Here is a 24,331-nt window from a genome sequence, read left to right on the forward strand (position 1 = left end):
GTCCAACACAAATCCTTAGACGAATGGATGTGCAAAACTAATGAATTTTACTTCAATATGAGGAAACAGGCTTGGGTAATAAAAATTTGTGATCAAGCCCTTAAAAAAATGTTTATGAAAAATAATGTAAAAAGTCTTTGGCTGATGTCCTTGCTTTTTCTGTTGTCCGGCACCTTATCCATGGGGCAGGGACAAGAGGAATTTGTTGCAAATAATTATGATAAAAAGGAATATTCTGTGCCTATGCGGGATGGTACCAGCCTTCATACAGTGGTTTATAGCCCTAAAGACAAATCCGGGACCTATCCCATGCTGATGCAAAGAACACCTTACAGTGCCGGACCATACGGTGAGGGCAACATGAAAAACAGTTTGGGGCCCTCCTCCTTTCTTATGGAAGATGGGTACATCTTTGTGTATCAGGATGTCAGGGGAAGGTGGATGTCAGAGGGAAGCTATGACAATATGCGTCCTACTTTAAATGAAAGAAGTGACGATCCTCAAAAAATTGATGAAAGCACTGATACCTATGACACAATAGAATGGTTACTGGCCAATGTAGACAATCACAATGGAAAAGTGGGGCAATGGGGCATCAGTTATCCCGGGTTTTATAGTGCGGCAGCACTTCCTTTTGCTCATCCCAACCTGAAAGCCGTTTCTCCTCAAGCACCTATTGGAGATTTTTATTTTGATGATTTCCATCATAATGGAGCTTATTTCTTGAGCTATTGGTTGGCTACAAGTGTGTTTGGCTACCAAAAGGAAGAACCTACAACTGAAGCCTGGTATGATATGGTGAACCCGGGAACCAACGATGGCTATCAGTTTTTTATGGATATGGGTCCGTTGAAAAATGCTGACAAATATTATGGAGAGGATAATTTCTTTTGGCAACAGCTAAAAAACAACCCGGATTACAATGAATTCTGGAAGGAAAGAAGCATTATCCCACACCTGAAAGATGTTTCTCCTGCCGTTATGGTCGTAGGAGGATGGTTTGATGCAGAGGACCTCTATGGGCCTTTGACCATTTACAAAACCATAGAAAAAAATAATCCTGAGACCTACAATAGTCTGGTAATGGGGCCCTGGTCTCACGGAGACTGGTCAAGGGAAAAGGGTCCACAGGTGGTTTCCAACATGTATTTTGGAGATTCCATCTCCACCTGGTACCAAAAAGAAGTAGAAAGAAAATTTTTCCATCATTTTCTTAAAGAGGAATCAGAAGGGGGCCCCGGATTACCTGAAGCCTATATGTTTGATACAGGATTGAACCAATGGGAAGAGTTTCAGGAATGGCCTCCAAAAGAAAGTGAGTGGACGAGCTTTTACCTACAGGAAAATGGAGGGCTTTCTCAGGATAAACCTACTGGAAATAGGTTTTCAACCTTTGAGTCCGACCCTGCCAAGCCTGTTCCTTACAGCCAGGATATCAAAATCACTTTCACTCCCAGAAAATACATGGCAGATGACCAGCGATTTGCTGCCAGAAGACCTGATGTCCTGACCTTTGAAACATCCGTTTTAGAAGAAGATATCACACTGGCCGGGGAAATCATGGCCCAGCTGAAAGTGGCTACCTCGCAGACAGATGCAGACTGGGTGGTGAAGTTGATCGATGTTTTTCCTGCTGACCATCCCAATCACCCTTATGTGCAGGATGGTGTAGACATGGGAAATTACCACCTGATGGTGAGGTCAGAGGTCATTCGGGGCAGGTATAGGGAAAGTTTTGAAAAGCCCATCCCCTTTGTTCCCGATCAAATTACGGATGTAGATTTTCAATTACAGGATGTTTATCATACCTTTAAGAAAGGGCATAAAATCCAGATCCAAATTCAAAGTACCTGGTTTCCGTTAATAGACAGAAACCCTCAGAAATATGTAGACAATATTTTTGAAGCTTCGGAAGAAGATTTTGTAAAAGCCATTCATAAAGTCTTTCACACGGAAAATTTTCCTGGAAAAATAAATGTTATGGTATTGCCAAACAAATAATTTAAACACACAAGCATATGAAAACCAAAGAAAAAGAAATAGTGACCCTAAAAAGGTCACTCCTGATGGATACCGAAGAAAAACTTAACAAGCAGGTAGAAATGGAAGGAAAATCCTCCGCTTACTATCTTTCCATGGCTTCATGGGCTGAAATGCAGGGTTTTACCAATTCTGCCCGTTTCCTTTATGACCATGCTGAGGAAGAGCGGGGCCATATGTTAAAATTGTTCCGGTACATCAATGAAGCCGGAGGCCATGCCATCCAACCTGAAATTACCAACATCCGGCAGCACTTCAATTCCCTACGGGAGGTTTTTGAGCTTATCCTGGAACATGAAATTGCGGTAACCAAATCTATCAATAACATTGTAGACCATTGTTTCAATGTAAAAGATTTTGCTACCTTCAGTTTTATGCAATGGTTTGTTACCGAGCAAAGGGAAGAAGAAACATTGGCCAGAAGAGCCCTGGAGATTTTTGAAATCATCGGAGAAGAAGGCATCGGACTTTGGACCATTGATCAGGAAATGGGAAAACTACATTCCACGACAGAAGAAAAGGAATAATACCTCAACAATTTCAATTGAATCCTTCAGGAAAACATTTCCTGAAGGATTTTTAATTTTTAAGTCAATAAACAGGCAGCTATTTGGTTTGTGGCTTAATTTTTGAATAAATTATTTTATTCTTATCAATTAATCATTATATTTCATCGGATAATAAACCCTACACTCATGAAAAAATTATTGCCTATTTGGATGGTTTTGTTTTTCCTGATAGCAGGTTTGGGTTTTGCCCAGATTCCTGATACCATTGAAGTAGAGCCATTTCCGGAAAATTCAAAAAAAACAACCTCTCAAAAGGACCTAGAGGGTTTATGGGAATTGAGTTACATCTACGACAAATTCAAACCTTTTGATGAGCTTTTTCCGGACAAAAAACCTACCCTTTATTTTGATACCGTCAACAAAACTGCCTTTGGGCACACCGGCTGCAATATTTTCAGTATCCTCACCTATTTAGAAGGTAACGGAATTGATGTTTTGGGCTTTATGGGGATGACCGAAAAGTGGTGTGAAGGAGATGGAGAGGATATTTTTCTCACCGTCTTAAAGTCCGCCCACACCTTTGAAATTGATGATGAGGGCACCCTGTCTTTTTCCTGTGGCAATCTTGAAATCATGAAGTTGAAAAAATTGGAAGACAACAAGAGCCACCCTTTTGACATCCCAAAAATCATGGCCTGGCGGCCAGGATTCCCGCTGTCCTTTGACAATCTCCGCTAAAAACCTGTACTTCCCTTTTTAATTGGCCGATAGGAATAACCCTCGGATAAGGTTATCAGTTTCCATTTTCCAGGGATTTGGCTTTTAATACCAGGGCCGTTCTGAATTCATACAAGCTGGCCTCCAATCCTACCGGATAAATGTGTGGATTAACCAATCTTTTGTGGGTTTTGTCAAAAACAGCTAACCTTTCCTGAGTCCTTTGCCGAATTTGATGGATAGAAGGTCTTTGATAAATTTTCTGACCTTTAGAAAATATGGGTTTCAGCAGTGTTTCAGCTTCCGCATGTTCGACAGAAATCTTCTTTCTCCTGGTGGGATCGTTTGGATCTATGATGGTGACCTTATTCCCATGCGCTATTCCCTCCAAATAAATCATATCGGCCATGGCTTTTCCATTGCTTGTATACCTGACCACATTATGGTACCCTGGAATATTTATTTTTATAGATTGCTGAGAAAGTTTAATTTTAGGGATCCATTCTTCCTTCTGGTTCTTCAAGGCAGAAAGTTTGTAAACAGCACCCAGGGCAGGCTGATCATAGGCAGTAACCAACTTGGTACCTACCCCCCAAATGTCTATGGATGCTTCCTGCATTTTAAGGGAAGTAATGATGTGTTCATCCAAATCATTGCTGGCTACAATTTTTACTTCGGAAAACCCTGCCTGGTCTAACATGGCCCTGGCCATATTGCTGAAATAGGCCAAATCTCCTGAATCGATCCGAATGCCCTTGAGTTTTTTCCCTTTTTTTCTTAAACCCTCAGCAATGACAATGGCATTTTTTACACCCTGGGTAATGTCATAGGTATCTACCAAAAGGATGGTATTGTCTGGAAAAGTAGCTGCATAAGCCTCAAAAGCTTCCATCTCATTATCGAAGGACATGATCCAGCTGTGGGCATGGGTACCGGATACAGGGATATCAAAAAGCTTTCCGGCCATCACATTGGAAGTAGAAGAGCAACCTCCAATATAAGAAGCCCTGCTTGCCGCGAGGGCACCATCAATCCCCTGTGCTCTCCTTAGACCAAATTCCATCACCGGATCACCGTTTGCGGCAAGAACTATCCTAGCTGCCTTGGTAGCAATGAGTGTCTGAAAATTAATGATATTGAGTAAAGGCGTTTCGAGGAGCTGACATTGAAGAAGAGGTCCTTTAACCCTTACAATGGGCATATTGGGAAATACCACCTCCCCTTCTTCTACCGCATCTAGGTCGCAGCTGAATGTCAGGTTTTTCAAATAGGAAATGAATTCAGGATCAAATTCTCTGTTTCCTTTTTCGTCTTTCATTTCTGCCAGATAGGCCAGGTCATGGTCTGTAAATTTCATGTTCCTGCAATAATCAATGACATAATCCAAACCTGCAGCAATGGTAAATCCACTTTGAAAGGGATTTTTTCTGAAAAAAAGATTGAAAACAGCTTCTTCTTCGGCTTTCCCTGCCTTCCAATAGGCATATGCCATGGTAAACTGGTAAAAGTCTGTTAACAGGGTTAGTGAGCTTTGGTAAAGGTCCTTGGTGATTTTCATAAAAGTAATATTGTAAAGCCCAAATTTACAGGTTTCAGCGGCTTATTCCATCTTTTATACCTTAATTTATCCTGCTTCTCCTTGAATTGAACAAATTCATGATCACACCTGAAAGCACCAGTAACATACCGCCATAAGTCCAGATATTATAGGTTTCATTAAAAAGCACAAAACCAAAACCCAGGGCATAAATGATTCCAATGTAATTCAAACTCGCCACTTTTGCCAAATTGGCATTTTGATAGGCCATGGTCATGAAATATTGAGCAAACTGGGTAAGGACACCAATCAAAAGCAGCAGCCCCCAATCCCAGCCTACCGGCATGACCCAAAAATAATAACTTAGCAGACCGGCAATAGGGATGGTGACCAAAGGAAAATAAAAAACGATCACCAAAGGGTGTTCGGTATTTTTTAATTTTCTGATCACATTATAGGCCAACCCTGAAAAAAGGGCTGATGTCACCCCAATGCCCAAGAATAAGGGATCAATCCGGGAGTCAAAACCTTCAATCATCAAAACCCCCGAAAAAGCGATCGCAAAGTAAAAAAACTGAATCGGCCGGACTTTTTCGTTTACTATAAAAATACCCAAAATACTGGTAAATATAGGTCCGAGGTATTGAATGGTCACTGCGCTGGCCAGGGGAATCTTTTGCAGGGTATAGAAAAAAGTGATCAGTCCTATGGAACCTACAACTCCCCTCATGATCAATAATTTCTTATTGTTTCCCAAAACGGGCACCCTTTGCTTTTTCAAAATCAGGAAACTGAAAATGAAACTGAAGACTGATCTGAACAGAATGATTTCTATGGCTGGTATATGCGGTAAAAACTTGACCGTTACATTCATCAGGGCGAAAAAAAAACTTGCCAACAACATGTGCCGGACACTTTCATTGCTCAAAACAGATCAATTTATCATGAAAAGAAAATTTCTAATTAAAAGCAACAATAGAAAAAATTGGTTCCTAAGCCACAATAAAATCCATTTTTTCAAACTTAATTTTGGGATGTTTGTTAAACAAATAAAAAAATGGGATTAAAGAAAGGACAAAAAGCACCAGATTTCACCTTACCTTCTACCTCCGGTACTGATTTCAAACTTTCCAGGGACCTATTTGGTAAACCCTGCGTGATTTACTTTTATCCAAAGGATTTTACTGGTGGATGCACCGCTCAGGCTTGTGAATTCAGAGATCAATTTGCCGATTTTAAAGACCTTGATTTACCCGTTATTGGAATCAGCAGAGATGACATTCCCACACATTTGCGCTTTAAAAAAGCTCATGATCTTCCCTTTGAATTGCTTTCCGATGAATCAGGCGAGGTTTGTAAGAAGTACGATGCGCTGGTTCCACTGCTTGGCATTCCCAAAAGGGTTACTTATTTGCTGGACAAGGGTCATGTGATAAAAGATGCGTTTCAGGACATGTTCAATGCCAAAGCTCACATTGAGAAAATGTTGGACAATTATTAACAAAAAAAGGAGCCCTATAAGCTCCTTTTTTGTTTTTTATCCTCCTTCCTAAACAGACGGAAGCTTCCATCCATTGTTGTAATTGGCCTTAATCATCCTGTTTGCCTTTCCATTGGTAAATTTACCCTTATCAGCATCCCAGTAGATTTTTTCTCCCAGTTTATAGGAAACATTGCCCATATGTGCGTTGATTGCCGCAATGGATCCTGTTTTGATGCCGCAGTTCAGCATATTGGGATCATTTGCCTTGATGGATTCTACAAAGTTTTTGCAATGGATCCGCTGGGCATTTCCTTCAGGTCTGACCAGTTCCATGGATTCAATTTTCTCCTTCCGCTCTCCGTTTACATTTTCCGTTTCTGCGATTACCTTCCAGCCGCCACGGTTGACCACCAAAGTCCCGTTATTTCCAATAAAAGCAATCCCTTCAGTAGTACCGTAATTTCCTCCATCTATTCCCGTGGCATGCTCCCAAAGCATGTTGAAACCATCGTATTCATAGACGGTCTGCAGGGTGTCGGGCGTTTCAGAGGCATCGTCAGGATAAGCAAGCTTACCACCGGATGCCATGACCGACTTTGGAGCACTTACACCCATGGCATAGAGGGCTATGTCAATTTCATGAACCCCCCAGTCAGTCATCAAACCTCCGGCATAATCCCAAAACCAACGGAAGTTAAAGTGAAACCTATTGGCATTGAAGGGTCTGTCAGGAGCGGGTCCCAGCCACATTTTATAGTCTACCCCAGCAGGAGGCTGTCCATTTGGGACCACAGGGACTGGCTTCATCCATCCCTGGTATGCCCATGTTTTCACCAGTCTGATATTTCCCAACTTCCCTGATTTGACCATATTGATGGCCTGTTCATATTGGGAGCCACTTCGTTGCCATTGACCAACCTGGACCAGTTTTCCGTACCGTTCAGCAGCTTTGACCATCAGGTTGCACTCTTCAATACTATTGGCCAGTGGTTTTTCGGTATAGGCATGCTTACCTGCCGAAAGGCTGTCCACCAGGTTCAGACAATGCCAATGGTCGGGAGTACCGATAATGACCGCATCAATATCCGGATCTTCCAACATCTGCCGGTAATCCTTGTATTGTTTGGGCTTTTTTCCCCTGAGCTTGTTTACATCGGCAGTTCTCTGGTCCAGCACATTCTGGTCTACATCTGCCAGTCCTACACAATTGACTTCTGGCAACAACAGGTGACTGTTCATATTAGACCAGCCCATACCCTTACAGCCGATTAATCCGAAATTAATCTGCTCATTGGCACTTATTCTGGTTTTCGATGCTTCCATATGGGCAGCCGTCACCAGGTTTGGTAGCACTGCCGTTCCTACAGATGCCAGGAGTGAGTTTTGAATAAATTTTCTTCTTGATTTCATGGTCTTTCAGGTTTTGGTTATGTAATGAATCAATCAAGTCTCCTGACCCAAATATTCCTGAAACTAACCGGGTTGCTGTGATCCTGAATATGGAAAGGAAGCTGTTCCGGATGGGCAACATAATTGGGAATCCCAATGTATTCCGTAGGGCCTTTCAATTCCACATTATTCTGAACCAAAATTCCATTATGGAAAACGGTGATCCTGGCAGGAGAGATCAACATCCCATTGCTGTTAAATCTGGGGGCAGTGAAAACGGCATCATAGGTATTCCACTCACCGGGAGGCCTCATGGCATTGACCAGCGGAGGATGCTGTTTGTAGATACTTGCTGCCTGTCCGTTGGAGTAGGTTTTGTTATCGTAGGAATCCAGAATTTGTAATTCATATTTCCCCATGAAGAAAAACCCTGAATTGCCTCTGCCCTGTCCTTCACCAGATACTTCGCTGGGTGATCGCCATTCAATATGTACCTGAACATCTCCAAAAGCTTCTTTGGATTTGATACCTCCGGTTTTGGGCGCCACTGTTAGGACGTCATTCTCAATATTCCATTTGGGAAAACTACCATCCCGCTCACTTACCCAGGCATTCAGGTCGTTCCCATCAAAAAGTACAATGGCATCTGCGGGAGGAAGGTGATTTTGATTACCAGGTGCGACAACTTTTACTTCAGGCTCATAAAATTCTGTCGCCTGAGGAGGTAATCTTGTTTCATTTTGTTGTGCCAAAACTGCACTGGAGAAAAACACCCCTAAAAGCAGGGCCAAACTATAACATTGGAATTTCATAGGTATTTTTAAGTTTATGGTTTTGAAGATTTCAAATTAAGCGAATTGTGTCAAATAAACCCACATACATTAGGATAAATTTCGGGGCTCAGGATAATAATAGGGAAAAACCAGTGACCTGTAGGGGGTAAATTTTCCTGCTGAAACCATCAGCTGGAGAATTGGGTTTTAATGCCAGGAAGATATCCTTACTTTTGCAGGTATTTTCCAACCTAATCCTGATCAGAAAACGTAATCTTTTATATGAATAACCGACAGCTCTTTCTTTCCCATTTGGCACAGACGACCGATTTCCCGCTGATGATTGAAATCGAAAGGGCAGCCGGTGTATACCTGTATGGCCCTGATGGCAAATCTTACCTGGATCTGATTTCAGGAATAGGTGTAAGCAATGTGGGACACCGACACCCGAAGGTATTAGCGGCTATTCAGGAGCAATTGGATAAATACCTTCATTTAATGGTGTATGGGGAGTACGTACAGCAACCTCAAACCTTGCTGGCGGCAGCCCTGGTAAATACTTTGCCACCGCCCCTGGACAACGTTTACCTGGTTAACAGTGGCAGTGAAGCCGTGGAAGGGGCTTTAAAATTAGCCAAAAGATATACCAACAGGCGGGAAATTGTTTCCTGCATTAATGCCTATCACGGATCCTCACATGGGGCTTTATCGGTAGGGGGAAATGAAATTTTTAAAAGGGCCTATCGCCCACTTTTGCCAGGAATCAGCCATATCGGATACGGAGATATGGACCATTTGGAAAAAATAACCACCAGTACTGCTGCTGTGATCATCGAAACCATACAAGGTGAAGCAGGGGTCTGTGTGGGTAGTAAAGCGTATTTTCAGGCCCTAAAGAAAAGATGTGCAGAAACTGGTGCGTTGTTGATCCTGGATGAAATACAAGCGGGATTTGGAAGAACCGGGAAATTCTGGGCTTTTGAGCATTTCGATATCCGGCCGGATATTTTGGTTTGTGCCAAAGGAATGGGGGGAGGTATGCCGATAGGAGCTTTCATTTCTTCCCGGGAAATCATGTCTGTTTTCAAAAACAATCCACTTCTGGGACATATCACTACCTTTGGTGGTCATCCGGTCAGCGCTGCTGCCTCACTTGCGACCATTCAGGTAATCCGGGAGGAAAACCTGACGGATCAGGTTGGGCAAAAAGCACTTTTATTCAAGGAGCTTCTGGTTCATCCGAAAATCACAGGAATACGAAATAAAGGGCTAATGATGGCCCTGAACTTCGAATCCTTCGATGTACTTAAACCTATCATTGACCGCTGCATTGAGAATGGGGTTATCACCGACTGGTTCCTTTTTTGTGACCATGCCATGCGCATTGCTCCTCCCCTTACCATAAGCAATGAAGAAATCAGGATGGCCTGTTCCAGCATTATTCAATCGATTGAATCCGTAAAGAAACCATTAACCTGATTAATAGGTTAACTGCATATACCAAGTTAAATGATTATGAAAGATAAAAACCCACAAACGATCAGTGAAGAGGAATGGAAACAAAGATTAGATCCTGAGTCCTATCGAGTCCTGAGACAAAAAGGAACCGAAAGGGCTTTTACCGGGGAATATTACCTTAACAAATCAACTGGCATATATGAATGCAAGGCTTGTGGAAACGAAATTTTTCATAGCAAGGACAAGTATGACAGCGGATGTGGCTGGCCCAGTTTTACGCATCCGGTTACGGAAGATGCCGTCACCGTCACCATGGATTATTCTCATGGGATGGTGAGAGAAGAAATTTGTTGTGCCGCATGCGGAGGACACCTGGGACATCGTTTTCCTGACGGCCCAAAGGATAAAGGCGGCATCAGGTATTGCATCAATTCAGTTTCTCTGGATTTCAGGAAAAAAGAGAAAGAGTAAGACTTAATCATAAAATTGAAGCCTGGAATTTCCATTTTTTTTTAGTTTTGCATCATTATTGATAAGAATTTTAGATCTGACCATCAAAATGAAAACAGCACCATGACCATGAAAATTGCATATTTTTTGTTCGCCACACTTTTAGGATTCAATCTAAACCTCAGTGCGCAGGTTGAATCAACTGGTACTTCCTCATTGGACAGCGGTACCATTTCGGAACAATTTGAATATTTAAAGGATGTTTCTTCCAATTACCAGGAATACAAAGTAATAAGGAGAAGCCAATTGGATAAGATACAATCCAATATCCTGGATTCCATCAGTTCCTACCAAAGCAATATTCTGGAATTAAAGCAAACACTGGATGAAAACAGTAACCAGATTAAAGCCTTGAATGAGGAACTAAGTGCTACAGTCGCTGACTATGAGCAGGCAGTTGCTGAAAAGGACAGTTTTACCCTGTTTGGGATGCTTTTACACAAAAACTATTACAATAACCTGGTATGGGGAATCATCATCCTACTTTTAATTTTGCTAGTCATTTCTTTTTTCCGATTTAAAAGAGGTCATCGGATTACTGCCGAGACCAGGCAAACCCTGGAGGATCTGCGTGAGGAGTTTGAACAACATCGACGAAATACACTGGAAAGAGAAAGAAAACTCAACCGACAATTGGTGGATGCACTAAACAATAAAGACTCATGAAGTCAATTGCAGTAGACATGGATGGGGTACTGGCGGATGTTTACCGGCAGTTTATAGACATGCATTTCCAGGAAACAGGTGAAGCCATTGAGTTGAAACAACTGAACGGATTGACTGAGAAGGAGGCCTTCCCATTTCTTTATAAGCATGTAAATACGGTAGGTTTTTTTAAAAATGCACCACTAATCCCCGGCGCCAAAAAAGCTTTGGCAAACTTAAACGCAAAATACCGGTTGTTTATCGTATCAGCAGCAACGGAATTCCCGCTGAGCCTCACAGAAAAACAATCCTGGCTCAATGAACATTTCCCCTATATCGGCTGGAAACAAATGGTCTTTTGCGGATCAAAAGAAATCATAAAGACTGACATCATGATTGATGATCATTTTAAAAATCTGGATGTCTTTTCTGGGGAAACTTACCTATTTACACAACCCCATAATGAATTATCTCCTGAAGGTAAACACAGGAGAGTAAATTCCTGGGAAGTAGTGGAGGATATCTTGTTACATGATGCTAGCTTAGCAGTAAAATCAGAAAAATGAAACAGGTGTTTTTTCAACTATCTGGATTGATTATTTTTGCTTTCTTAACCTCCTGTTATTCAATTGAGGATCATTCTGAAATCACATACATGCATAATCCTATGTTGAAAACCATGCACCCCTCTCCCAATTGGAAAGGAAATCCGGTAGATCGGGACGGGAAATTCAGCAACTTATACCATGACTTTGATTCAAGTTTTGGTGACTTATGGAAATGGCAAACCTCCAAAAACCCACAAAAAGAGGAAAAGAAAGCGGAAACGAGGACCCTCGATATCAATCCGAAAGCCGTTATTCCAAATGACGGAAGTGATTTCCTGATCTGGCTGGGGCATGCAAGTTTTTTGATCCAAATGAATGGAAAGGTAATTTTAACAGACCCGATATTATTTGATAATTTTTTCCTGAAAAGAGACAGTTCACTTCCCTTCCCTGCAGAAAGCCTTCCCTCCATTGATTACCTGTTAATTTCCCATAACCACAGGGACCACTGCGACAAGAAAAGCATTCAATTTTTAAGTGAAAGAAATCCTGACATGAAAATTCTAACCGGATTGAAATTGGGTGAAGTAATAAAAGATTGGACTCAGGGCCAGGAAATTCAGCAAGCCGGTTGGTATCAGCAATATGACATAAAAGATTTGGCCGTTACTTATTTGCCCAGCAGGCATTGGTCCCGCCGCTGGCTATGGGATTTAAATGAAAGTTTATGGGGTGGCTTCCACATTGCTCATGCCGAAAAAACCATTTATTTTATGGGAGATAGTGGGTTTGGGGAGCACTTTGAGGATATCAGGCAGGTGATGGGGACTCCTGAATATTGTCTGATGGGAGTGGGTGCCTACAAACCAGAGTGGTTCATGTCACAGGCACACATCAGCCCCCAAGATGCCATTAAAGCCTTTAATATCCTTGAAGGGGAGCATTTCATTCCCATGCATTATGGTACATTTGATCTTTCCGATGAGCCAAGGATGGAGCCCTGGGATATCTTAAAAAGCCATGAACATGAAATTACCGGCCACCTCGTAACTCCTGTCCTGGGAAATAATTTATTTCAATAAGATCCTATAAGTAAAAAAATGGGCAAGGATTGTGTGCAAAGAAGCGGAGACAACATATTGGCACTCCACTACTTAGCTGATCACAATTTTATTTATTAATCGGGAAGATAAGCCAATAATTTATTTGGCCAATTTTACATCAATGGCACTAAGCCCTTTTGGGGTTTTCTCTGTTTCAAAAGTAACCTGGTCATTTTCTCTGACATCATCTACCAGGCCTTTTACGTGTACGAAAACACTGTCCTGAGATTCCAGATCTTTGATGAATCCATAGCCTTTAGACTCGTTAAAGAAGGTAACTTTGCCCTTTCTTCTCAGGTCTTCCGGATCTATCGGTGCCTGTTTGGATACACTTACCTCGATATCTTCTAATTCGATTTTCTTCTTTTTCTGGGTAGGATCCGGAGGGGTAGAGGTAATATTGCCTTCTTCATCTACATAGGCTATCATGTCATCCAAATCCCCTCCTTTATTGGAAGTGGATTTTCTGGCTTCCTTTTTTTCTTCCTTCTCTTTCTTCTTCCTTAATCTTTTTTTCTCTTTTTCCTTTTTATTAAAAGTTTCTTTCGATTTTGCCATAAATTAATTTTTGTTGAAACGTTTATTGTGCCTAATTACAACATCATCTAACCGGAAAAGGTTGCCCATAGCGTTGAATCTTCAATCCATCGGATAGTTTTTGAAACTGAAGAAAAAAATCAAAATCAATAGGTACCTCGGTCCCGGATAATATGGCCTTGTTTTTTAAGCAGGTACAAATTTGATTAAAAAAATGGATTATTCCTATTTGAAATCTCTAATATATTTTTTCAAACCCAGCTATTTTGATCATGTCCTGCTTTAGGATCTGAGGCATTATCCATTATCTACCTAAATGAAAAATATCTGATAGGCAATTAAAAACAATAAAGCAGGCCAATGGATCCCTTTTTCCACTGGCCTTTATATTTAATTTTTGTCCGGCCATTCAGTTTCTACTCCTTGGTTATGAAGAAAAACCTGAAAATCCTTAAGCAAAGACCGGTCTGATCTCACGCTTGCCGGTAGAACTTCCCTGTCTAATACAAATGGGACCAGCATTCCTACAGCTTCACCTATGCTCCACTCTACCGGATGCAGCCGGTAGCATCCATTGGTAATATGGGTGGTACCAATATTTTTATTAGCTGGAAGCAGGTTTTCTGTTTTCTGCGGAATCAGGGCTCCGAGGGGAATTTGAAACGGCAGGGAACCAAAATCAATGTAATTGTCGCCACCACTGCTGGGATGAAGGTCAATGTGGTAATAACCTATACCTACACTATCAAAAAAAGGTGCAGACCTAAGTTTTTCGCCGGACAATCCAGATACCTGTGCCCGTTGTTCTGCGCCTACATGCTCCTCCAAAACGGTAAACTTTGATTTGATCCTTCTCGATTCTCTGACATAAGGATACTTGGCCAAACCATCCGCTGTACCCATCATGTCATTTCTCAATCTCAAACCAGGCCAACCCTTGCCTCCATCTGGTCTGGGAGCCTCCGTTTGTAACCAATACAGCAGGGACAGGCTTTGTTGTTTGCCCGCCTGTACATGCTTATCGAACTCGGCTTCACTGACGTCAATGATATTTCCCGAGACATAATCATTCTGTGGCCAATTGACAATGGTGGCATCTCCCTGGTAAAATCCCGCTTCAAAATTATCCTGGTGCAAAATCCTCCTATACAACATCAGGTTCAGGTTCTCCCCTGTTTTTATTCCTTCCGGATGAAAACCAAGCTCCTTAGGTTCCAGGTTCCGGGGATTGCTGTAGTTGAGCTCCAGCATTTTTCCAGCCCAGGGCGGATCCATTTGGGGCCTGAAATTTTTCCAGTAATCATAATCCTCTGGTTGAGGAATGGTCCAATCCTCCCCTTTCACATAATCCATGGCAAAACAAACGGTGAATGCCTGGTTATTATCAGGTCTGAGAACCGGTCCAGCGTGCAATTCTCCTGTATCTGCTTTGGCCTCACTTCCAGTTACATATTCAGTACCCGTTAAAGGAAGCAATTCCCCCAGTTCGGTAGCATCCACAAAATAGCTGCCGGTTAATACACAATCCCTCCCGGATTTTAAATCCCTTGCCGTCAGTTCCGATACCCGATTGCTATTGACAGCAGCAGACTTTACCTTATGATCTTTTAAAATGAGGATTTTTCGCGCACTTTCATAGGGAGCAAACATTTCTTCCAGAACCCTATGGGCTACTTTTGGCTCATGACATAGCCGGGATACGGATCCATTCCCCGGATTTAGCCGCTCATTGGCTGCGGCTTCTGCAGTTAATGGATAATGCCTGCGATAATAAGCCCTTACATTTTCCCGGAATTCACGATACAATTCCGGTGCTCCATGGGTTTCAATCCATTGGTGCTCATCCGGAGGAACGCCTTGCTGAGAAAGCTGGCCCCCAAGCCAATCCGTCTCTTCAGTCAATACCACCGTAAGGCCATTTCTCATTGCTGCAAATGCCGCAGCACAGCCACCCAATCCGGCACCTGCAATGATCAAATCTGCCTGAAATTTCTTTCCGCTTTCATGGATTTCTACCTTTTTCTGGTTCTCCCGGGTAGGGGATGACATACCCAAAAGAGAAGTAGAAACCACTGTTCCGCTTCCCAAAGCTACCCTTCCAATAAAATCTCTTCTTTTCATTCTTGTGTAATTTTTAACCTGCAACCCGGTTTAGTTATAACTTCTCTAACGTTTGCCAAACCTGAAAAAGCCCCCTGGGAACATGAAAACATCCTTTCCATTTACCCCCTTTTAAGGATAACTGCACCTTTCCATATCGATCCAAATACCCAAACCACTCCGGGAAATCAGGATCCTTAAAATGATGCCAGGTATAGTCATGTACCTTTTCAAACCAATTCAGACACTGAATATTCCCAGTCATGCCATAAGCCTTGGCTAAAAAAACCAGGGTCTCCAGGTGTACCCACCATAATTTTTGATTCCATTCCAGCTTCTCCGGAGGATGTCCTTTGCAATCCAAAAAATAATAAATTCCTCCATAAGTTTCATCCCATCCGAATTCCAAAGTCCTTAAACCACAAGCTATGGCCTTATCCCTCAAATCCTCATCACCAAAACGAAGTGAAAGATCCAACATAAACCACATGGCTTCAATCGCATGGCCCGGACTGCTCAATCTACCTTCGAAAGAATCCGAAAAACTTCCATCTTCAGTAACATTTTCCAGGATCAGGCCGGAATCTTTTTGATAAAAGACTCCCATTACTTCCCCGATTACCCTGGAAGCCATTTCATCTACCCTTTGATCACCTAACAAATGCTCCATCTCCAGGGTTAGATTACTTAAAATCATGGGCAGGGCAAAGCTTTTCAGGTTCCTGGTACCTGGATAGGTTTTATTGTATTTTCCTTTTGGGTTATCTCTTCGCCTAAGGATATTGTCAAAGGTCTTCAGCGCTAGATCAGCATCTTCCTCCCTGGGATCGATTTTGTAGTAGGCTGCAAATGCCATGGCAGCAAAACAGTCGGAGAAAATATTGTAAGGCTGGACGAGTGGCTTTCCTTTCTGATCCAGGGAGAAATAAAAATTTCCATCCTTATCCCTCCCATTTTTCTTTAAAAAGTCGAGGCCCAACCCCGCCATCTCCAACCAATCCGGATTTTTCTCCACTTTATCGTATAAAACGGAAAACATCCACACCTGTCTGGCCTGCAGCCAAACAAATTTGTCGGTATCATAGACTTCTCCTCGTTGATCCAGGCAGGTAAAATAACCTCCATGGATTTTATCCTTACTTTTCTCCATCCAGAACGGAATAACCCCATCCAGTAGCTCTTGCTTATAAATATCCAGGTATTGTTTCATTCAAATTATCATTTATCATTGCCGTTTCCCAACCAGTAGGCGGCTATATCCTCCAAGCTTTTACCGGCCGTTTCCGGAATTTTTTTCCATATAATGTACATATACGGCAAGCACATGACGGCAAAGAAAAGAAATGTGCCAGATGGACCCAAATTCTCCAAAAACCAGGGAGTCAATTGACCTACCAAATAAGTCCCTACCCATAATGAGAATCCAGCGATTGACATGGCCAACCCACGGATTTTATTGGGATACATTTCAGATAGTAAAACAAAAATTACTGCTGAAATCGAAATGGCAGTACAGAAAATATAGACCAAAAACAAAACCAACAGTACAAATGATGTCCAACCTAAAGATTCTCCAAATGAGAAATAAAAGCTAATCATCAATAGGCTGATCACCATGCCACTTACCCCAAAATAAACCAATTGTTTCCTCCCTACTCTATCAATGATCAATAGCGCCAAAACGGTAGTCAACACATTGACCAGGCCTACCATCACCTGATAATACAAAGCATCCCCATCTGATAAACCACTTTGCTCAAAAATACCAGGACCATAATACAACACCGCATTCACCCCCATAAACTGACCCAGGATGGCAATGGCCATCCCATACAATACAGGTTTCAATATTTTCGGGTTTTTCAGCAGCCCCCAATGGGTAGCAGTAGTCTTTGCAGCCTGTTCTGTAACCTCCTTTATTTTCTTCTCCGCCAGATCCGGAATTCCATACAATTTGTTGAACACGCTTTCAGCAGCTGCATGCTGCTCATTGATCACCAACCACCTTGGACTTTCGGGAATGGCAAACAAAATAAGTAAAAACAGCATGGCAGGAACCAATTCCATTCCCAGCATGCCCCTCCAAACTTCCTGTTGAATCACCAAATTAAGAAAACTGTTTTCGCTGAAATCAGCTGAAGCTGACCATTTTAACAATTGGTAGTTTACCAAATAAGCTCCAAGAAAACCTACCGTTATGGCCAGCTGGTAAAGTGCCACCAGGCTTCCCCTGTATTTCGATGGTGCCACCTCGGAGATATACATGGGAGAAACAATGGAAACCATGCCAATCCCTGCGCCTCCAATAATCCTGTACAAAACCAAAACGTCAAAGTGCTGCGTGAGGGCGCAACCCAATGCGGAAACAGCAAACAAGAGGGCAGACAAGAGCATGACTTTTTTCCTACCCATCAAATCGGATAATCTTCCTGCTAATACCACCCCCAATATGGATCCTACAAGGGCGCATCCTACATACCATCCCTGGGCCATGGCATCCAAATCAAACTGTCTGCTGACCTGCCCAATCGTCCCGGAAATTACTGCAGTATCATAGCCAAACAGAAATCCCCCCACCGCAGCAGTAAGAGAAAGAAAAATGATGTAAAGGGTTTGCTTCATGTGCTTTGGACGAAGATTATCACTTGCTTGTTTCGGGAATTGAAAGGTACTTTGTCATAAAAATAAAGGGTAATCTCAGATAAACATAATGATGTCAGCACTTCATTGGAAACCGGACGGGAAAAGATAGGGAATAGACCATGGCTTCTGTGGCTCATAGGTAAGGCTTCCATTAGTGATGGTAAGTGGTGATGAGAAATTATTGTGATACAACTGCCCTGTGCCCAAACCCTGTGGCAAGGTCGGCATGAGAGAAGAAGCAAATTGGGCAATAGCATTAAGACCAATATTGCTTTCCAATGCAGAAGTCATCCACCAGCCAATACCTGTGTTTTCGGCAATATCTATCCATTCTCTGGTGGCTGCGATCCCCCCTAACAAGGATGGTTTCAGAATCAGATAAGTGGGCTTTATTTGTTCAAGCAAAGTTTTTTTATCATTTACATGGATCACACCTATCAATTCTTCATCCAAAGCAATAGGGACAGGTGAGTGTTGGCATAAATAGGCCATTTCCGCTGTATTTCCCGGTTTAATGGGTTGTTCAATACTATGAATGTCATATTGACTCAAAATGTTTAATTTTCCCAAGGCCTCCTGCAAGTTAAAGGCCCCATTGGCATCCACCCGCAGGGATATCTCTTTTGCGCTATATCGATTTCGGATCATTTCCAATAATTGGCATTCCAGGTCAAAATCCAAGGCCCCAATTTTCATCTTGATGCAATCGAAACCGTCCTCAAGCTTTTGTTCGATCTGCTCTTGCATGAATTTCTTGCCCCCCATCCATATCAACCCGTTAATTGGAATAGCTTGCCTTTGATCATAAAATCCACAGGAAAAGATTTTCCTTTTTCCTCCATGGATTAAATCCAGGAACGCCGTTTCCAGTCCAAACCGAAGACTGGGTAATTCATCAATCTGGGGTAATTCCTGGATCGCTAGCAATATCTCCTGCCAATCTTCAGCAAAAGAAAGGCCCTCCACCTTTTCAATTATTACTTTCGCCTTTGACATAAAATCAGGACGGTCATCCCGGCTCAGTCCTTTCAGAGGACCAGCTTCTCCCAGCCCAGAAACCCCTCGGAAAGTGTCAGACTGTATGCCTATGATATAGGTTTCTTTTTTTCTTAGTACCCCCCTGCTTGTACCGGCATCAAATTTAAAATTTAAAGTATATGGCTGGATATTTACTTTGACTTTGAACATTTCTTTCATCTTCCTGAGACAGGTTATGCAACCTTAAATCCGTTTAAATCCTTACCCATTTAAATTGAAGATATTCAGGTTTAAGCCCTGCAACACCCGAAACAATCTGAAATTAGTTTTGTCTATCTGGATTCTAATACTTCCTGATTACCTGATAATTCCCCTATTTTCACTCGTTAATTTAATTAATGCGCTTTCAAAGATGGCTATTTTTTCGGGAATTTTTTGGTTAAAATAACCGTCAACTGTTATTTTAAAATAGATTTTTCCTTTCTCAAAGATGACAAAAGAAATTATACGGTGAATGCCCAATTGCGGCGAAAGTCCTATATTTGTCCCGAAATTAAGTTTGTATATATTGCTGGAAAATGTTGCTGGAAAACTCCCCGAAAATACAGGATTATCATTATGAATTGCCCGAAGAACTAATCGCCAAATTTCCACTTGAAAAAAGAGATGCTTCAAGGCTATTGCATTTTGAAAATGAAGTAGTTACCCATCACCCATTCTTAGCCCTACCGGAACTTTTGCCGGCCAACAGTCATTTATTTTTTAACGATACCAAGGTCATACCTGCGAGGTTAATTTTTAAAAAACGAACTGGTGCAACAATAGAAATTTTCCTTTTAAACCCGGTCTCCCCATCCCAATTGGTCCAGCAAAGTATGGAAAGCAGGACTCCGGTAATATGGAGCTGTATGATTGGGAATCTAAAAAGATGGAATGAAGGAGAAATACTTCAAAAGGAAATTGGAATTGGAGATCAGCAGTATACCATGCAGGCTTTGCTGCTTGATAAAGAAAATAAATCTGTACAATTCAGTTGGGAGCCAGGCCAGTTGTCCTTTGCCACCCTTGTAGAAGCCAGCGGAGAAGTACCGTTGCCCCCCTACTTAAAAAGAAAAGCCATAGAAACAGACAAGGAAAGGTATCAAACCATATACTCCAAAATGGAGGGTGCGGTGGCTGCTCCCACTGCAGGACTCCACTTTACTCAAAAAACCCTGACTGATATCAAAAATAAGGGGATTTCTCTTCAATATCTCACCTTGCATGTAGGAGCGGGTACTTTCCAGCCCGTCAAGCATGATAATGTCACCGAACATCCCATGCATCGGGAACAAATGGTTTTTACAAAAGAAAATATTCAAAAACTTTTTTCTGCTACAGGAAACATAGTAGCTGTGGGCACCACTTCCATGCGCTCACTGGAAAGCCTTTATTGGTTTGGTGTCCTGCTCTTGAATGGGGAAGGAGAAGAACTTGATTTCTTTATTCCGAAATTGGAACCCTATCAGAAACACCAGCATCTACCAACCAAAGAAGAAAGTATAAAAGCTGTTTTAGACTACATGCAAAAACATCGGTTAGACCAACTCAGAGGTGCTACCGAAATCTTCATATTCCCTGGATATACTTTTAAAATTTGCAATGGACTTATCACCAATTTCCACCAACCGGGTTCTACTTTAATGCTTTTGGTTGCTGCATTTACCCGAAACAGGTGGCAGGAAATTTACCAGCAAGCCGTAGAAAAGAAATATCGTTTTTTAAGCTATGGAGACAGCAGCCTTCTTTGGTACAATAAAGCTGGCGAATAAACATGGTCAGTCAAAACCATTACTACCTAACTTATGCACCCCATTGATTAACGTTTGATAATAGGTACGACCAACAGGTACTTTTTGATTATAGACACTTACTTCTTTAGGTGAAATGGTGTTGATCTCATTGAGATTGACGATGAAAGATTTGTGAATCCTCAAAAAATGAGCTGATGGAAGCATTTCTTCAAATTCCTTCAAGATGTTCCGTAAAGAATAACTTTTATCTCTGGTCACCAAGGTGGTGTAGTTGCCATCCCCTTTGAGGTAAATGATGTTCTGGTATTTGATCTTTGTCAGACATCCCTTATCACGAATAAAGATGGCATCCCTGATCAACAAATCTTTCGATTCATTTCGCTCTCCAAATAAGCCATTTATAGAATGATCGGATAATTCTTGTATATTTTCTTTTACTCCCATAACAGTCGTTCTAACGTTTTATCAAACATTAAACAGAAAGGAGAATTAAATGTTTGTTGTTAACCGAAAATATTTTGAATACCATTCCTTTACCCTCTCCGAATTGACTCCAAATTCTTAATTTATTTTTGAAAAGATACAAAATCATTATTTGGAGGTAATTAGATTAGATTTAAAAAAGGTAAGGGTGACGGAAAAATCAAAATAATTCCATTCGAAGAGGCGGTCAGCTATGGCTTATGTCCCCGAATTGGCATTCGGTCTTCAAGCCGGATCCTGCCAACATGCAAAAAAGGGGTTGATTTCAAAATACGATCTCCTTTGAAAATTACATATCCTGTTTTTAGCTATTTGATCTTATTTTTATGCACTTTATTTTTTTGTTTTGTCTATTTTATTTACATTAGAGCAAAGCTTTTAGAACAAAAACCATTCAATTATGTTTAATTTCAACAAAAAACATTCATTAATTATTCTTTTTATATCTTCTTGTTCACTTTTCTTAAGTTGTTCTTCAGAGGACAGTTCTCCTACTGCCTGTTCGGTTCAGTGGTCTGTTGAATTACAAGATGAAATTAATGCCATGCAACAGGCAGCAATTTCCCATGGTCAAACCCAGACTGCTGCCAGTTGTGAAAATCTCAGGACTGCTGCACGGGCATATCTGGATGCCCTGAGACCTTATGGGAACTGTCAGGCATTGACCGGACAGTCCAGAACGGAATGGCAGAATGCTGTTGCGGAATCAGAGCAGCAAATTGAAGATTTGGACTGTGGTATTGAAACTGAATAAAAAGAATTATCTCAAAATAACCTCTCTAAAATCCTATCGATCAAGGAGGGGTTATTTTCTTTATTCAATTCTTTAAATTCTACGGAGAAAGCTTTCGAAATCAGGCCGATAATCTCTGATGATGCCGGGCTGTACGCCATTCCCACTTCCAAATTTTCGATTAATTCTCTTGCTTCCCATCGGTATTGGATGGCATTTTCTACGAATTGACTTTCAAATTCGATACCCAATGTGGCCAGGGATTTAATTGAAAAATCATCCATATCGTAGTGCATTCTAAAAGAAATTTGCCCATTTGGGTGTTCCCAATAGAAATTTTGCGTATCCCTTCCCCACTTAGTGGAAAAATCCCCGTAAACTGACCAGGTTAATCCCATCACTTCGAGTTGAACAAAAGGATATTTGGTTCTCTTGGCATTAGAATGGTCTTGAAAAAAGGATGCTATGCCCGGACCACTGCACATAGAGGTACCAATTAAAGCCTTGTCTTCAGCTTTTTCATGATGAGACAAATTTTGCCCTAATGCATAGGAATCGCTTACTGTAATGATTTGATGGGAATGATTAACAAAGAACTTCTCTCCTGAATAAAAAGCTGTTTCCCTTAAATAGGAGAATTCAGGAAAGAAACCGGAAGTATGAATAACCAAAGTACAGGAAAATTCTTTCCCATCATTCAATCGAACCCCTGTAATGTTTCCTGGTTCATCGATTAAATAGGTATCAATTTGCTGATTGAAAAATATTCCGATGCCTTTATTTTTGAGATGTTTGGCTAAAAGGCAGGCCTCCTCATTGGGAAGGTACTCATCAGCCAAATTACTATTTTTGCATACCAGACAAGTCTTTACGCCTAATGTCGATAATCTTTCCGCCATAGCCAGAGAAGAAAAATCGCTTCCTTCTATAACGGCTGCAGTTTTCCCTTCCCTGATCCAGGATTCAAACTCATGAGCAGAAGTAAACTTTCTGATGTATTTCAGATGTTGGTGAAGCAAGGCTTTTGGCCGGTTTTCATTTACTAAAATCAAAGCATCATAACGCAAAACTCCTTTCCGGCAAAATATTTCCTTCCTATCAAAATCAATCTTTAATACCTCTGAAAAAACAAAATAAACACCTTTTTGACCTGGCAAATCACCTGGTTCAGATTTAGTTATCTCCAGCGATATCTTCATTAAGGAACACAGGCTTTGGAGAAAGAATAAATCTGTCCAACTTTCTCCGATGATGGTTACCCTTCCCTCAAAGGGCTTTTTCTCCAGCACTAAAAGGAATTCTGCAACAGATTTACCTGCTCCTATCAGTACTGTATGAGGTAGGTTAAATGGTTTTGTATTCTTTTTCATTCATTTTGAACCTTACTGCCGCAACTTCAAAAAAGTAAATACTTATCTGCAATACTTGTTTTTCCAATAATCAGGCCAAAATTAAATTGAGCGACTTCCAATGAGCTAAAAAAATGGATTAGATTTTACCCTTCTTCACCTAATAATTTGGAAGGTTTAATGGGGTTTTTTCTTTTTAGACCGAATCCTTCTATGGCAAATTTCCTTAGATGTTGTTCCATTTCATTTACGTCATCAGTCAATAAAAACAAATCCATATCTTCCGGACTAATGGTGCCTACATGGGCCATATATTTTAGGTGTTCATATAAATGGGCATGAAATGCTTTACCCATCAATACCACAGGAAAACGTTTCATCACCTGAGTCTGTATGAGCGTCAATGCCTCAAAAAATTCATCCATTGTACCGAATCCTCCCGGGAGAACAATAAACGCATAACTGTACTTGGATAGCAGTACTTTTCTTACAAAGAAATATTTAAAGTTCATGAATTTATCTAAATAGGCATTCGGGTATTGTTCAAAGGGTAAAATAATATTGCAACCCACGGATTTTCCTCCAGCCATCTTGGCCCCTTTATTGGCTGCCTCCATGATTCCGGGACCTCCGCCAGTCATGACGGTAAATCCCAGGTGACTTACCGTGGCTCCGACCTTTACCCCCAATTCGTAAAACTCGTCTCCCGGTTCAAAACGTGCAGAACCAAAAACGGTAACACATGGCCCCACAAAATGTAACATCCTGAATCCATGAATAAATTCTACCAGAACTTTTATTCCAAATTTTAAATCTTTAAATCTGCTTTGAGGGCCGGCCATAAAAGCTTCCTCCTCGGGATTGATCAAAGGATTAATGATTTTTTTGGGTTCTTTTAACATGGCTGCATTTTGATATCAGGAATGATTTTTTTTAAAGATTGAATGTCAAATGGCTGAAACCAAAGAAACAAAAATAAAGAATTAAAAGCAGGTAACTATCA

The 24,331-nt window shown here is 41.3% G+C and carries 24 protein-coding genes; 11 read left to right on the forward strand and 13 right to left on the reverse strand.

Annotation, left to right across the window (positions count from 1 at the left end):
- Positions 1–114 precede the first annotated feature (114 nt).
- The 3 genes from GL182_RS05675 to GL182_RS05685 all read left to right on the forward strand — a co-directional run bounded on the left by GL182_RS05675 (position 115) and on the right by GL182_RS05685 (position 3,287).
- Positions 115–2,001 carry a CocE/NonD family hydrolase gene (locus GL182_RS05675; protein WP_163378695.1) on the forward strand — a complete coding sequence of 629 codons (1,887 nt, stop codon included), beginning with the start codon at positions 115–117 and terminating at the stop codon, positions 1,999–2,001.
- A 17-nt stretch (positions 2,002–2,018) separates the two neighbouring features.
- Positions 2,019–2,567, forward strand: a complete 549-nt coding sequence (locus GL182_RS05680; RefSeq protein WP_163378696.1) for a ferritin — start codon at positions 2,019–2,021, stop codon at positions 2,565–2,567.
- Between the two features lie 168 nt (positions 2,568–2,735).
- A complete protein-coding gene (locus tag GL182_RS05685) occupies positions 2,736–3,287 on the forward strand; it encodes an META domain-containing protein (RefSeq protein ID WP_163378697.1) in 552 nt (183 codons plus the stop codon).
- Between the two features lie 55 nt (positions 3,288–3,342).
- On the opposite strand, the gene GL182_RS05690 is transcribed toward GL182_RS05685, so the two are convergent.
- A complete protein-coding gene (locus tag GL182_RS05690) occupies positions 3,343–4,824 on the reverse strand; it encodes a nicotinate phosphoribosyltransferase (protein WP_163378698.1) in 1,482 nt (493 codons plus the stop codon).
- 61 nt (positions 4,825–4,885) lie between these two features.
- Positions 4,886–5,707, reverse strand: coding sequence for a DMT family transporter (locus tag GL182_RS05695; protein ID WP_163379124.1), 822 nt, complete (start codon positions 5,705–5,707; stop codon positions 4,886–4,888).
- 153 nt (positions 5,708–5,860) lie between these two features.
- Between GL182_RS05695 and GL182_RS05700 the strand changes: the two genes are divergently transcribed.
- A complete protein-coding gene (locus tag GL182_RS05700) occupies positions 5,861–6,304 on the forward strand; it encodes a peroxiredoxin (RefSeq protein ID WP_163378699.1) in 444 nt (147 codons plus the stop codon).
- A gap of 48 nt (positions 6,305–6,352) precedes the next feature.
- Here the strand turns inward: GL182_RS05700 and GL182_RS05705 are convergent, their stop codons facing one another.
- A complete protein-coding gene (locus GL182_RS05705; RefSeq protein WP_163378700.1) occupies positions 6,353–7,696 on the reverse strand; it encodes a Gfo/Idh/MocA family protein in 1,344 nt (447 codons plus the stop codon).
- Positions 7,697–7,725: 29 nt separating this feature from the next.
- On the reverse strand, positions 7,726–8,487 hold the full coding sequence (locus GL182_RS05710; RefSeq protein ID WP_163378701.1) for a DUF1080 domain-containing protein: 762 nt from the start codon (positions 8,485–8,487) through the stop codon (positions 7,726–7,728).
- A 243-nt stretch (positions 8,488–8,730) separates the two neighbouring features.
- On the opposite strand from GL182_RS05710, the gene GL182_RS05715 reads away from it, so the two are divergent.
- From GL182_RS05715 to GL182_RS05735, 5 genes are all read left to right on the forward strand, one after another.
- Complete coding sequence (locus tag GL182_RS05715; protein WP_163378702.1) at positions 8,731–9,927, forward strand: aspartate aminotransferase family protein; 1,197 nt, start codon at positions 8,731–8,733, stop codon at positions 9,925–9,927.
- A 36-nt stretch (positions 9,928–9,963) separates the two neighbouring features.
- Positions 9,964–10,377: a peptide-methionine (R)-S-oxide reductase MsrB gene (msrB, locus tag GL182_RS05720; RefSeq protein ID WP_163378703.1), complete on the forward strand. Its 414-nt coding sequence runs from the start codon at positions 9,964–9,966 to the stop codon at positions 10,375–10,377.
- 108 nt (positions 10,378–10,485) lie between these two features.
- Positions 10,486–11,082, forward strand: coding sequence for a hypothetical protein (locus GL182_RS05725; protein WP_163378704.1), 597 nt, complete (start codon positions 10,486–10,488; stop codon positions 11,080–11,082).
- A complete protein-coding gene (locus GL182_RS05730; protein WP_163378705.1) occupies positions 11,079–11,627 on the forward strand; it encodes a 5' nucleotidase, NT5C type in 549 nt (182 codons plus the stop codon). Before GL182_RS05725 ends, GL182_RS05730 begins: the two co-directional genes overlap by 4 nt.
- Positions 11,628–11,716: 89 nt before the next feature.
- Positions 11,717–12,691 carry an MBL fold metallo-hydrolase gene (locus GL182_RS05735; RefSeq protein WP_240469690.1) on the forward strand — a complete coding sequence of 325 codons (975 nt, stop codon included), beginning with the start codon at positions 11,717–11,719 and terminating at the stop codon, positions 12,689–12,691.
- A gap of 120 nt (positions 12,692–12,811) precedes the next feature.
- On the opposite strand, the gene GL182_RS05740 is transcribed toward GL182_RS05735, so the two are convergent.
- The 6 genes from GL182_RS05740 to GL182_RS05765 form a co-directional block, all read right to left on the reverse strand.
- Positions 12,812–13,270 (reverse strand): cold-shock protein, encoded by a 459-nt coding sequence (locus GL182_RS05740; protein WP_163378707.1) that lies wholly within the window; start codon positions 13,268–13,270, stop codon positions 12,812–12,814.
- A 369-nt stretch (positions 13,271–13,639) separates the two neighbouring features.
- The gene (locus GL182_RS05745) at positions 13,640–15,370 is read right to left on the reverse strand and encodes an FAD-dependent oxidoreductase (protein WP_163378708.1); all 1,731 of its coding nucleotides are present in this window, start codon (positions 15,368–15,370) and stop codon (positions 13,640–13,642) included.
- Positions 15,371–15,404: 34 nt separating this feature from the next.
- Complete coding sequence (locus GL182_RS05750) at positions 15,405–16,559, reverse strand: AGE family epimerase/isomerase (RefSeq protein WP_163378709.1); 1,155 nt, start codon at positions 16,557–16,559, stop codon at positions 15,405–15,407.
- 8 nt (positions 16,560–16,567) lie between these two features.
- The gene (locus GL182_RS05755; RefSeq protein WP_163378710.1) at positions 16,568–17,971 is read right to left on the reverse strand and encodes a sugar porter family MFS transporter; all 1,404 of its coding nucleotides are present in this window, start codon (positions 17,969–17,971) and stop codon (positions 16,568–16,570) included.
- Between the two features lie 102 nt (positions 17,972–18,073).
- The gene (locus GL182_RS05760; RefSeq protein ID WP_163378711.1) at positions 18,074–19,189 is read right to left on the reverse strand and encodes an o-succinylbenzoate synthase; all 1,116 of its coding nucleotides are present in this window, start codon (positions 19,187–19,189) and stop codon (positions 18,074–18,076) included.
- Positions 19,190–19,327: 138 nt separating this feature from the next.
- Positions 19,328–19,645: a hypothetical protein gene (locus GL182_RS05765; protein ID WP_163378549.1), complete on the reverse strand. Its 318-nt coding sequence runs from the start codon at positions 19,643–19,645 to the stop codon at positions 19,328–19,330.
- Between GL182_RS05765 and GL182_RS05770 the strand changes: the two genes are divergently transcribed.
- A complete protein-coding gene (locus GL182_RS05770; RefSeq protein ID WP_163378712.1) occupies positions 19,549–20,781 on the forward strand; it encodes an S-adenosylmethionine:tRNA ribosyltransferase-isomerase in 1,233 nt (410 codons plus the stop codon). The genes GL182_RS05765 and GL182_RS05770 overlap by 97 nt on opposite strands.
- A gap of 6 nt (positions 20,782–20,787) precedes the next feature.
- Here the strand turns inward: GL182_RS05770 and GL182_RS05775 are convergent, their stop codons facing one another.
- A complete protein-coding gene (locus GL182_RS05775; protein ID WP_163378713.1) occupies positions 20,788–21,207 on the reverse strand; it encodes a LytR/AlgR family response regulator transcription factor in 420 nt (139 codons plus the stop codon).
- A 439-nt stretch (positions 21,208–21,646) separates the two neighbouring features.
- On the opposite strand from GL182_RS05775, the gene GL182_RS05780 reads away from it, so the two are divergent.
- A complete protein-coding gene (locus GL182_RS05780; protein WP_163378714.1) occupies positions 21,647–22,000 on the forward strand; it encodes a hypothetical protein in 354 nt (117 codons plus the stop codon).
- Positions 22,001–22,011: 11 nt separating this feature from the next.
- Here the strand turns inward: GL182_RS05780 and GL182_RS05785 are convergent, their stop codons facing one another.
- A complete protein-coding gene (locus GL182_RS05785; protein ID WP_163378715.1) occupies positions 22,012–23,349 on the reverse strand; it encodes an FAD/NAD(P)-binding oxidoreductase in 1,338 nt (445 codons plus the stop codon).
- Between the two features lie 125 nt (positions 23,350–23,474).
- Positions 23,475–24,230: a TIGR00730 family Rossman fold protein gene (locus GL182_RS05790; RefSeq protein ID WP_163378716.1), complete on the reverse strand. Its 756-nt coding sequence runs from the start codon at positions 24,228–24,230 to the stop codon at positions 23,475–23,477.
- Between the last annotated feature and the right edge of the window lie 101 nt (positions 24,231–24,331).

This window comes from Cyclobacterium sp. SYSU L10401 (assembly GCF_010993705.1).
In the GTDB taxonomy this organism is placed as follows: domain Bacteria; phylum Bacteroidota; class Bacteroidia; order Cytophagales; family Cyclobacteriaceae; genus Cyclobacterium.